The sequence below is a fragment of the Streptomyces sp. NPDC059900 genome, from assembly GCF_050270335.1.
Lineage (GTDB): Bacteria > Actinomycetota > Actinomycetes > Streptomycetales > Streptomycetaceae > Streptomyces.
This window is the reverse complement of the sequence record NZ_JBNNJZ010000272.1, coordinates 1-10,851: the sequence shown is the minus strand read 5'-3', so window position 1 is coordinate 10,851 and position 10,851 is coordinate 1. Positions and strand designations below refer to the sequence as shown.

The following is a 10,851-nucleotide window of genomic DNA, read 5'->3' as shown; positions in this document are numbered from 1 at the left end:
GACAGCCCCTGCACCCTGAGCACGGTCGCCGACTTCGTACCGGCGATGGACGCCGCTCTGGGCAAGGGCACCGACCGGCCGGGCCTGAGCGTCGACGTGCGGGTCGTTCCCTCGCGCGGCGCCTATGCGCCGGGCCGGGACACGCCCCGCTATGAGGCGGGCGGCGGGCCGCGCTGCTACCCCGTCCCCTACACGGGCGGCTCGTACGACGCGAAGCAGAGCACGGCCACCACCCTGAGCGGGGTGTCCGGCGGGCTCGGTGTGGCCAACTCGCCCCAGGAGAACGACCTTGTCACCGAACTGCTCTCCGCACCGGACACCGCGCGGCGCGGCCCCCTGCCCGACTGGTCCAGCGTGCTCGTCGGACCGGCCTTCCGCGGGGCGGAGGTGAAGCTGAAGTGAGCGGACAGCGCAGCCTGACCGGACCCGCCGTCAAATCGCTGATCTTCATCGTGGTGACCGCCCTGGCCACCACCGTGCTCGCGCTGAGCGTCGCGGGCTCCGACGTCGGAGGGACCCGCAGCTACAAGGCCTGGTTCACCGATGCCACCGGCCTCAACGAGGGCGACTCGGTGCGGGTCGCCGGGGTCAAGGTGGGCCAGGTGTCGTCGATCGAGATCGTCCAACGCCGTTACGCGCAGGTCGAGTTCACGCTGGAGGGGGAGCGGCGGATGCCCGCCTCCGCGACGGCGTCCATCAAGTACCTGAACATGCTCGGGCAGCGCTTCGTCGATCTGCGCCGCGGCGCCGGACCGGTGGGCCGCACCCTGGAGCCGGGGCAGACCATCCCGCTGAGCCGCACCACGCCGGCCCTCGACCTGACCCAGCTCTTCAACGGGTTCCAGCCGCTGATGCAAGGGCTCTCCCCGCAGGACACCAATGAGCTCGCGGGATCGATCGTGCAGGTCCTCCAGGGCGAGGGCGGCACGGTCGAGAGCCTGCTTGCGACCGTCGGGTCGCTGACCACCACGGTCGCCGCCAAGGACCGGGTGATCGGGGAGGTCATCAGCAATCTCAACCGCGTCCTCAAAGCGGTCAACACCCGGCAGAAGGGCTTCACCGAACTCATCGGCACGGTCGAGAAGCTGGTCTCCGGGTTCGCCGACGACCGCAAGACCGTCGGGCGGTCCGTCGACTCGCTGGCCACGCTCAGCGTCAGTACGGCGGATCTGTTCGGCAAGAGCCGGGCGCCCCTGAAGGACGGCATCCGCGATCTGGGACGGGTGTCCAAGACGCTTGCCGACAACGAGCCCCTGGTCGAGAACTTCCTGGAGAAGACACCGCAGAAGATGGCCGCCGTCTCCCGGATGGCCTCCTACGGCTCCTGGCTGAACCTCTACCTCTGCGAAGCGAAGGTCAGCGGTGTCTCGACGTACGACGGCAGCCCGCCGCCGACCGGACTCGCGATCAAGGATGCGAGGTGTCGCGCATGAAGCGCCCCGGCACGAAGCGGACGGGCCGGCGACTGCCCCGATTGCGCCGCCCCCGCATCAAACCGGTCAACGAGCGCAACCCGGTGGCCGTCGCCCTGGCCGGGCTCCTTGCCATGACCCTCATCGGGCTGCTCGCCTACAACGCCGAATCGCTGCCCGTGATCGGCGACGGCACCCGCTACACCGCCGACTTCAGGGACTCGGTGGGGCTCAAGGCGGGCGACGAGGTGCGGATCGCCGGCGTACGGGTCGGCAAGGTCGAGGACGTCGCCCTGGACGGCCCCAAGGTGAAGGTCACCTTCGAGGTGAAGGACGCCTGGATCGGTGACCGCAGCACCATCGGCATCGCGATCAAGACCCTCCTGGGCGCCAAATACCTCGCGGTCGATCCGCTCGGCAGCCGCAGGCAGGACCCCGGCAAGCGCATCCCGACCCGGCGCACCACATCGCCGTACGACGTGATGGAGGCCTTCAACGGCCTGAGCCGCACGACCGGCGCGCTGGACGAGGACCAGCTCGCCAAGAGCTTCAAGGCCGTCTCCGGAGCCTTCAAGGACACTCCGCCGCACGTCCGCAAGGCCATGAAGGGCCTGTCCGCGCTCTCCAGGACGGTCTCCACGCGCAACGACGAACTGTCCGAACTCCTCGACGGATCAGCCCAGTTCACCACCTCCGTGAGCAGCAAGAAGACCCAGTTCGAGCGGCTGCTCGACAACGGCAACCTGCTCCTCGAAGAGGTCCGGCACCGCCGCAAGTCCATCCACGCGCTGCTCACCGGAGCCCGCGACCTCGGCACCGAGATCAGCGGCCTCGTCGACGACAACGAACGCCGGCTGGGGCCCGCGCTCGCCGCCCTCGACCGGGTCACCGGCGTCCTGAGCAAGAACCAGAAGAACCTCGACAAGGCCCTCGCCGCCGCCGGACCGTACTACCGGCTCGTCGGCAACACCCTGGGCAACGGGCGCTGGATGGACGGCTACCTGTGCGGGCTTGTCCCCGAGGACTATCTGCCCGCGGGCACCGGCCCGGACAGCGGATGCATGCCGCCGAAGCAGAGAGGCGGACGCTGATGGCCCGCACACAAACAGAGGCCCGCACCCAAGCGGCGGCGCGCGCACACAAAGCCGCGAGACCCGGCCTCGGCGAGCGCATCGCGGATGCGACCGGCGCCCTGTGGGGCGGACGGCTCGTGGCCATCCTCGTCGTCCTCGCGCTCCTTGTCGCGGGCGGGATCGCCGGCGTGACGGCCCTGGCGCGCGGCGGGGACGGCAAACACATCACCGCCTACTTCGACCGGGCCGTCGCCGTCCACGAGGGCTCCGACCTCCGGGTCCTCGGGGTCCGTGTCGGCAGCGTCGGCGAGATCCGGCCGCAGGGCAAACAGGTACGGGTGCGGCTCACCCTCGACGAAGGGGTCAAGGTACCCGCCCATGTACAGGCCGTCGTGGTCGCCCCCAGCGTGGTGTCGGGGCGCTTCGTGCAGCTGAGCCCCGCCTACAGCAGCGGCCCGCAGATCCGCGACGGGGACGTCATCAGCGCCGAGCACACCGCGACCCCCGTCGAGGTCGACGAACTCCTCAAGAGCGTCACCGAGTTGAGCGATGCCCTTGGCCCCGACGGCGCGAACAAGGACGGCGCCCTGGCCGGGCTCGTCGAGACCGGAGCGAAGAACCTCGACGGCAACGGCAAGGACATCGGCGACACCATCCACCAGCTCGGCGGCGCCTCCGCCGTCCTCAACGGCAACAGCGGCGACCTCGTCAAGACCGTCGAGCAGCTGCAGGAGTTCATCAGCATGCTCAAGCGCAAGGACGGCAAAGTGGCCCGCGCCGAGAAGCAGTTGTCCGAAGTCGCGGGCTTCCTCGCCGCGGACAAGGACGACCTCGCCGGCGCCCTCAAAGAGCTCGGTACGGCACTCGGCCAGGTCAAGGGCTTCATCAGCGACAACCGCGGCCGCCTGAAGTCGAACGTGGACAAGCTGGCGGGCATCACCCGCGCCGTCGTCGAACAGCGTGCCTCGGTCGCCGAGGCCCTGGACGTCCTGCCGCTGGCCGCCGCCAACCTCGACCAGGCGTACAACCCCCGCACCCGCACCATCGACGGCCGCGCCAACATCAACGAACTGGCCGGGGCGAGCGGCACCAGGAGCGCCGCCGCCGGGGATCTCGTGGCCGTCCCCGAGGAACGGGTCAAGAACCTGCCCGTGCTGCCGCTGCCCGCGGTCGGCACCGTGTACGGCTCGGCCAAGAGCGCCGGGGGAGGCCGGCCATGAAGCGCCGCACCGCACGCATCGCGATGGGCCTCTCCCTCACCGTGACCCTCGCAGGGCTGGTCCTGGGCGCCGGCGGCCTGCCGGACTTCGACGGCCTTGAGGACCTGCCGCTGCCCGGCGGCGCCGACCTCGGCGACCATCCGTACGAGATCACCGCGGAGTTCCGTGACGTCGTCAGCCTCTTCCCGCACTCCGCCGTCAAGGTCAACGACGTCGACGTCGGCCGCGTGACCCGGATATCCCTCGCCGACAACGGCTGGGCCGCCCGCGTCACCCTCAAGGTCAACGGCGGCGTACGACTGCCCGCCAACGCCTACGCCAACCTGGAGCAGTCAAGCATCCTGGGCGAGAAGTACGTCCAACTCGTCGCCCCCAAGGACATGCGCGCCCGCCCCGACCTCCAGGACACCGAGACCGGCACCAAGGCGGCGTACGCCGCAAACCAGGGCCGGCTGCGCGACGGGGACGTCATCCCGCTCGACCGCACCAACCGCAACCCCGAGATCGAGGAGGTCTTCGGCGCCCTGTCGATGGTCCTCAGCGGTGGCGGCGTTCAGCAGATCCAGACCATCTCCCGCGAACTCAACAAGGCCATCGGCGGCAAGGAGGGCGACGTCCGCTCCGTGCTGCGGCAGATCAACACCACCGCGAAGAGCCTGGACAAGAACAAGAAACACATCACCGCCGCCCTCGACGGCATGAACCGGCTCTCCACCACCCTCGCCACCCGCGACCGCAAGATCGGCGAGATCCTGCGCGACCTGCCGCCCGGCCTGAAAGTCCTCAGCGACCAGCGCTCCTCCCTCGTCGGCATGCTGCGCGCCCTGGACTCGCTCTCCACGGTCGCCGTCGACACCGTCGACCGCACCAAGGACGACCTCGTGGCCGACCTCAAGGCCCTGGCCCCGGTCCTGAAGAACCTTGCCGACTCGGGCGCAGACCTGCCCGAATCGCTACAGGTGATGTTCACCTATCCGTTCACGGACGAGGTGCTCACCGGAGTCAAGGGCGACTACCTCAACGTCTACCTGAAGATCGCCGCGGCCCCCGGCACGGAGATCGTGCCACCGGTCCGCGGGGGCGGCACCACCACGCGCTCGTCCCTGCCGCTGCCCGCGGTCACCGGAACCTCAGGAGGCGACTCCTAGTGCTCACCCGCTCCACTCATCTCAAGAACATCGCCTTCCTCGTGCTCGGCGTGTTCGTCCTCGCCTACATCGCGACGACGTACGCCGACCTCGGACGGTACGTGGGCGCCCGCGACTACTACACGGTAAAGGTCCAGCTCGCCCGGACCGGCGGCCTGTTCAGCCACGGAAACGTCACCTACCGGGGCGTCGACGTCGGACGCGTGGAAGCCGTCGAGCTGACCCCCGACGGAGTCGAGGCCCGCGTCCGCATCAACGACTCCGCGCCGAAGATCCCCAGCGACCTGGAGGCGAAGGTCGCCAACCTCTCGGCGGTCGGCGAGCAGTACCTCGATCTGAGCCCGCGCACCGACGGCGGCCCCTACCTGGCCGACGGTTCGGTGGTGCCCCGCGGAGCCACGCACACGCCCGCGCCGGTCACCGACGTACTGACCAGCGTCGACCGGCTCGCCTCCTCGGTGGACACCGCCGCGCTGCGCACGGTCGTCGACGAACTCGGCAAGAGCTTCGAGGGACGCGGACAGGACCTGCAGATCCTCATCGACACCAGCAGCGAATTCATCCGGGCGGCCAAGAAGTCCCTGCCCGCCACCACCAGACTCCTCATCGACGGCGAGACCGTGCTGCGCACCCAGAACGAGCAGTCCGCCGCCCTGAAGTCCTTCGCGAGCGGCACCGCCGAACTGGCCGCCCAGCTCAAGAAGTCCGACCCCGACCTGCGCCGCCTCATCGCGCAGACCCCGCAGGCCGCAACGCAGTTCACCGCGCTGCTGCAAGACACCGACCCCGGTCTGAGCGTCGTGCTCGCCAACCTCGTCACCACCTCCGAGCTCCTGGTGACCCGTCAGCGCGGCACCCGCGAACTGATGGTGCGCATCCCGCAGGTCGCCTCCACCGGAGCGACCGCCATCGGCCCCGACGGAGTGCGCTTCGGCATGGTCACCACCTTCTTCAAGCCGCTGCCCTGCACCGCCGGATACGGCGGCACCACCTACCGCAACGGCCTGGACACCTCACCGGCACCCGCCAACACCAAGGCCGCCTGCACCGCGGGACCCGGCAGCGGCCAGAACGTACGCGGCTCGGGCAACGCGCCGCGCGGCGGCGTCCCCGAGCCCGCCAGGCCCGGCTCGGGCGGCCCCGGACAGAGCCAGTCGGCGGCCGAGGGCCCGGACGACCTGGGCGGGCTGCTCGGGATGGGGGAGTCATGAGCGAGGGGAAAGTCATGCGGCGACGGAGCGCATGGGCGGCCGCACTGCTGGCGGGGGCGCTGTTCTGCGGCATCTCGGGATGGACGTACGCGCACACGCGGGCCGACGACGACCTGGCCTACGCCCGTGAGCGCGACAGTGCCCTGGACGCCGCCCGCCAGCACATCGCCGTGCTCAACACCATGGACGGCGAACACGTACGGGCCTCGCTGCGTGCCTGGACCAAGGCGGCTGACGGGCCGCTGGCGGACGAGCTGCGGCGCACCGGCGACGACAGCGCCAAGGTCCTCGAACAGGAGGGCACAAGCACCCGCGGCACCGTCACCGACGCCGCGGTCATCGCCCTGGACACCCGCGCGGGCACGGCGAAGGTCATCGCCACCGTCCGCGTCGAGGTGACCGAACGCACCGGCAAGTCGACCACCGACCGCAAACGCTTCGAGGCGGGTCTCGACGACACGGAGGCGGGCTGGAAGCTCAGCTCGCTCAGCGCGGTCCCGGTCGCGGCGGAATGAGAGGGCGCAGCGGAATGAGGGGATGCAGATGAGCGCCGGACTGAAACCCCAGCGCGCGGCAGAGGCCGACCCGGACGGCACGGATGCGGAAACGGACGACGAGGCGCGGCCGGCGTCCCGTCGCCGCGCGGGCCGCAGGAGCCGCACGCTGCTCGCCCTCGTGCTGGCCGCGCTGCTCCTGACCGGCGGCACACTCCTGGTGCTCACCGACCGGACCGCCGACGCACCGGGTGCCGACAACCGGGCGCTGACCGACAGCGAGCGGACCCGCCGGGTCATCGCGGACATCAGCGACGCACTGACCACGGTCTTCACCTACACGCCCGACGACCTGGCCACCACCGAGCGGCGCGCGCACGACGTGCTGCGGGGCAAGGCGGCCAAGGACTACCGGGCCCTGTTCGGCAAACTCCGCCGGCAGGCCGCCGAGCAGAAGTTGTCGCTCACCACTCAGGTGGTGCGGGCCGGAGCCGTCGAACTCACCGGCGACACGGCGCAGCTCCTCGTCTTCCTCGACCAGCGGGCCAAGCGCAAAGGCGCCAAGGCGACCACCGCGGCCGCCCAGCTCTCGATCACCGCGCGCCTGCACGACGGCCACTGGACGATCACCGACATCAAGGCCCGCTAGGGCACCACCGGAGACAGACATGGCACGTACGACATCCCGGCACCGTACGAAACTCATCCTCGCCGCCGCCGCGGCGGCGGCCCTGGCCCTGGGCTTCGCCGCCCTGACGGGCTCGTCGTGGTACGCGGCGGCCCACGACGACTCCGCGCGTTTCGCGCAGACCCGTGACGAGGTCCTCGCGGCGGGCGAACAGGCCGCCCTGAACATGAACACCCTCGACCACCGTGACCTCGAACGCGGCCTCGACGCCTGGGAACAGTCCGCCACCGGAAGCCTCCTCGACGAACTGCGCAAGGGCAGGCCCGAGTTCGAGAAACAGGTGCGGACCGCGCGCACGGTCACCACGGCCGAGGTCCTTTCGGGCGCCGTGACCGAACTGGACGAGCGCGAGGGCTGGGCAGGAGTCCTGATCGCGATGCGGATCACCGTCGACCCGCCGAAGAAGAAGCCGAGCACCAAGGAGAGCCGGCTGCTGGGCGAGCTCACCCGCACCGGCGACGGCTGGAAGCTGAGCGGGCTCGGCCAGGCCCCCGCGGGCGAGACGACCACCGACACTCCGTCCGACTGAGGGGCCGATCCATGTCGACGACACGCCATATGGTCAACCGGCAGCGGCGCCTTGCCGCGGTCAAGGCCCGTGAGACACCTGAGCCCGCACCGCGAGCCCCGCGCCCGCGCCCGAAACCCCGGGAAAAGCCTGCCGGAACCGCAAGCAGATCCATGCCCTGGACCCTGTTGCTCGCGCTGCTGGCCGTACTGGCCGCGGCCTTCGCCGTGTTCGCCCACACCCGGGCCGAGGGCGAGCGCGACCTGCCCGCCCTGCGCAACGCGGCCCTGACCGACACGGCCCGCACCAGCGAGGTCAAGGGCACGGTCGGCCAGGCCGTCGACGCCGTCTTCTCCTACGACCACACGGACCCGGGCCGGACCGACAAGGCCGCGGACAAGTACCTCACCGGCAAGGCGGTCGGCCAGCACCGGGAGATGCTCGCGCAGGTCCGCGCCAGGGGCGACCGGCAGAAGCTCGTCCTCAGCACCACCGTCACGCACAGCGGAGTCGAGGTCATCAACGGCGGCAGGGCCCGGGTCCTGGTGTTCGCCGACCAGAGCAACACCAGTACCGCCAAGGGAGGTTCGGCCACCCACGCGGCAGCGATGTTCGCCGTGGACGTGGTCCACCGGGGCGGTACCTGGCAGATCGCGAACATCGACACGTTCAGCCGATGAAGGGGAGTCAGCCATGAGGAACACGAGACGCAAGCGGCGCACGACCGCGCTCCTGTCCGCCGCCCTCGGGGTCGCGGTCGCGGCGACGATCTCCGGGTGCAGTTCACGCGTCGACGACGGCCCGCAGGTCGACTGGGCCTCGGACGTCTGCGACAGCGTGCAGGACGTCGGGTCCGAGCTGACGCTTCCCGCCGCGGACCGCAAGGACGCCAAGAAGTACCACGCGGAGGTCGTCACCTTCATGGAAGCGCTCGACCGGCAACTCGGCGCGCTGGACAAGAAGATGCGGCAGGACGGCGCACCGCCGGTCGACGGCGGAGACGCCGCGTACAAGAAGGCGCTCAAGAACCTTCGCGGCGCCCGCACCAGCCTCGCCGGCACCACATCGCAGCTCAAGAAAGCCAAGGTGACCGACGAGAAGTCCCTGAAGGCGGCCCTGAAGAAGGCCGGCGAGGGCATGGACAAGGCGGGCGGCTACCAGGGCCCCGCCCATGACTTCCAGGCCGATCCCACGCTCAAGCAGGCCTTCGACAAGGCTCCGGAGTGCGAGAACCTACCCGGTGTCGGACCCTCTGCACCGTCGGCCGGGTAAGGGCGGGCGCACCCGTGGACGGCACGGACGGCACGGTTGGCGGGGGCGGCGCAGACCTCACGGATCGCGGGGACGGCGCGGGCGATAGGGGCCGCAGCGTCGAGCCGCCCGACCCGCCCCGCGCCAACATCCATCTGGAGGTTCGCAGTTGGCGCGCGGACCGACCCGGCCGGTGGATCGACCTCACCGCCCGTGACATCGCCGCACACCGAGGCAACCCGCTGCCGAGCCGGGAGGACCAGACCGTCCTGCGCAAGGCGGTCAGCGCCCATCTCGCGGGCTCGCCGCACACCCAGCTGCGGGCTCCGCTGACCCCCGCGGCGCAGTATCTGCGCAACGCCGTCGTCGTACGCCTCGAAGACCTCGGAGAGCCCCGCCCGGACGCCGTAGAGCTGCGCCTGCGCACCCTGCCCATCGCCCCGCCCGGCCGTCCCGCCCCGGCCGCGAGCAGCCGGCCCCTGGGCACCTGGGAGGTGGTCCCGTGACGCTGCGCCAGGCCCCCGGCCCGGGCGCCGCCGTGACCGAGGACGGCACCCGGCGCATACGGGTCCGCCTGCGCGCCGCCACCCTCACACCCCTGGGGCTGTACGGCGCCGCGGTCCTGCGCATCGGAGTCTCGGGCCTCTTCCTGCTGGGCCTGCTCCGCGAGGCGGGCCACGCGGACCGCCTCTGGGGGCCCGGATCCCCGTACACCCCCGAACTCTTCCGCGCCTCGGTGCAGGCGCAGGGCGCGGACGGCCGCCTGTCCTGGTGGTACACCTGGCCGGGCACGCAGAGTCCCGACTACTTCTGGGCCGCCTATGTGCTGGCCGTCGTGGTCAGTGTGCTGTACCTGCTGGGCTGGCACACCCGCCTCATGGCGGTCCTCTTCGCCTTCGTCGTCGCGGGCTTCTACATGCGTTCGGCGGTCGCCGCCAGCGGGTTCGAGCTGCTGAGCCTGCTGTTCGCCAACTACCTGGTGTTGTGCGCGTCGGGCCGCCGCTGGTCCCTGGACGCCCGCCGCGCCGCGCGAGCGAATCCCGCACCCGCGAGCCCGTACGAGGAACTGCGCCGCCGCGTCGTCACCGTCCTGCACAACGCGGGCATGGCACTGATCGCCTTCCAGGTGATGGTGGTCTACGGCACCGCGGCCCTCTACAAGCTGCGCGGCACATCATGGCGGGACGGCAGCGCGCTGCACTACGCCTTGCGCCTGGACGACTTCGCGACCTTCCCTGAGCTCTCCGACTGGCTGGCGGACCAGGGAAGCGTCCTTGCGCTGCTCGCCTATGTCACCGTCGCCTCCCAGCTGTTGTTCCCCGTGCTCGTGTTCATCCCGCGGCTCAAGTACGCGGTCCTGGTCGTGATGCTCGGCACGCATCTGGGGATCGGCCTGCTGATGGCGCTGCCGATGTTCTCGGCGATCACCGTCGTGGGGGACCTGGTGTTCCTGCCGACGTCGTTCTGGCTGGGGGCGGCCCGGATGCTGCGCTCAGCGCGCTCGCGCGGCCGGTAAATCGGTGGAGACGGCACACCGGGGAGGTCTATGCTCACCGGCTCAAGATCCATGCGTGCGAACGAGGTGTATTGATGACGGTCCGAGCCACGACTGCCGACTCCGGTCGGCCGTCTCCCGCGAATGCCATGACCTCATCGAACCGAAGGAACACCTCTCGTGGATCTTCCACGCATCTTCACCATTCGCGAAAGTAGCCACCGCCTCCACAACCCGATCACCCCCGGCAAGCTCGCCGCCCTGGGCCAGGCGCTGCACCTGGCGCCCGGGACGCGCGTGCTCGACCTCGCCAGCGGATCGGGCGAGATGCTCTGCACCTGGGCCCGTGAC

At 70.6% G+C, this 10,851-nt stretch carries 13 protein-coding genes and 1 pseudogene; all 14 read left to right on the top strand.

Going from position 1 to position 10,851, the window contains the following annotated elements:
• Positions 1 to 402 (top strand): MCE family protein (locus ACQKIP_RS28415; RefSeq protein WP_427744488.1); only part of this gene is annotated, 402 nt, incomplete at its 5' end.
• Positions 399 to 1,433, top strand: coding sequence for an MCE family protein (locus tag ACQKIP_RS28410; RefSeq protein ID WP_365856163.1), 1,035 nt, complete (start codon positions 399 to 401; stop codon positions 1,431 to 1,433). The genes ACQKIP_RS28415 and ACQKIP_RS28410, both read left to right, overlap by 4 nt.
• Positions 1,430 to 2,503: an MlaD family protein gene (locus ACQKIP_RS28405; protein ID WP_365857078.1), complete on the top strand. Its 1,074-nt coding sequence runs from the start codon at positions 1,430 to 1,432 to the stop codon at positions 2,501 to 2,503. The genes ACQKIP_RS28410 and ACQKIP_RS28405 overlap by 4 nt, the downstream gene beginning before the upstream one ends.
• Positions 2,503 to 3,705 carry an MCE family protein gene (locus tag ACQKIP_RS28400; protein ID WP_365856165.1) on the top strand — a complete coding sequence of 401 codons (1,203 nt, stop codon included), beginning with the start codon at positions 2,503 to 2,505 and terminating at the stop codon, positions 3,703 to 3,705. The genes ACQKIP_RS28405 and ACQKIP_RS28400 overlap by 1 nt, the downstream gene beginning before the upstream one ends.
• Entirely contained in the window at positions 3,702 to 4,853 is a 1,152-nt protein-coding gene (locus ACQKIP_RS28395; RefSeq protein WP_427744485.1) for an MlaD family protein, read from the top strand. The genes ACQKIP_RS28400 and ACQKIP_RS28395 overlap by 4 nt, the downstream gene beginning before the upstream one ends.
• Positions 4,853 to 6,064, top strand: coding sequence for an MlaD family protein (locus ACQKIP_RS28390; RefSeq protein ID WP_365856167.1), 1,212 nt, complete (start codon positions 4,853 to 4,855; stop codon positions 6,062 to 6,064). The genes ACQKIP_RS28395 and ACQKIP_RS28390 overlap by 1 nt, the downstream gene beginning before the upstream one ends.
• Positions 6,061 to 6,579, top strand: coding sequence for a hypothetical protein (locus ACQKIP_RS28385; RefSeq protein WP_365856169.1), 519 nt, complete (start codon positions 6,061 to 6,063; stop codon positions 6,577 to 6,579). The genes ACQKIP_RS28390 and ACQKIP_RS28385 overlap by 4 nt, the downstream gene beginning before the upstream one ends.
• A 28-nt stretch (positions 6,580 to 6,607) precedes the next feature.
• Positions 6,608 to 7,207, top strand: a complete 600-nt coding sequence (locus ACQKIP_RS28380) for a hypothetical protein (RefSeq protein ID WP_365856171.1) — start codon at positions 6,608 to 6,610, stop codon at positions 7,205 to 7,207.
• A 19-nt stretch (positions 7,208 to 7,226) separates the two neighbouring features.
• On the top strand, positions 7,227 to 7,775 hold the full coding sequence (locus ACQKIP_RS28375) for a hypothetical protein (RefSeq protein WP_365856173.1): 549 nt from the start codon (positions 7,227 to 7,229) through the stop codon (positions 7,773 to 7,775).
• Between the two features lie 11 nt (positions 7,776 to 7,786).
• A complete protein-coding gene (locus ACQKIP_RS28370; RefSeq protein WP_365856175.1) occupies positions 7,787 to 8,434 on the top strand; it encodes a hypothetical protein in 648 nt (215 codons plus the stop codon).
• Between the two features lie 13 nt (positions 8,435 to 8,447).
• Positions 8,448 to 9,026: a hypothetical protein gene (locus tag ACQKIP_RS28365; RefSeq protein WP_365856177.1), complete on the top strand. Its 579-nt coding sequence runs from the start codon at positions 8,448 to 8,450 to the stop codon at positions 9,024 to 9,026.
• A gap of 14 nt (positions 9,027 to 9,040) precedes the next feature.
• The gene (locus ACQKIP_RS28360; RefSeq protein WP_427744484.1) at positions 9,041 to 9,511 is read left to right on the top strand and encodes a DUF5819 family protein; all 471 of its coding nucleotides are present in this window, start codon (positions 9,041 to 9,043) and stop codon (positions 9,509 to 9,511) included.
• Complete coding sequence (locus ACQKIP_RS28355) at positions 9,508 to 10,521, top strand: HTTM domain-containing protein (protein WP_365856181.1); 1,014 nt, start codon at positions 9,508 to 9,510, stop codon at positions 10,519 to 10,521. The genes ACQKIP_RS28360 and ACQKIP_RS28355 overlap by 4 nt, the downstream gene beginning before the upstream one ends.
• Before the next feature lie 159 nt (positions 10,522 to 10,680).
• A pseudogene (locus ACQKIP_RS28350) lies at positions 10,681 to 10,851 on the top strand (SAM-dependent methyltransferase); the annotation flags it as partial.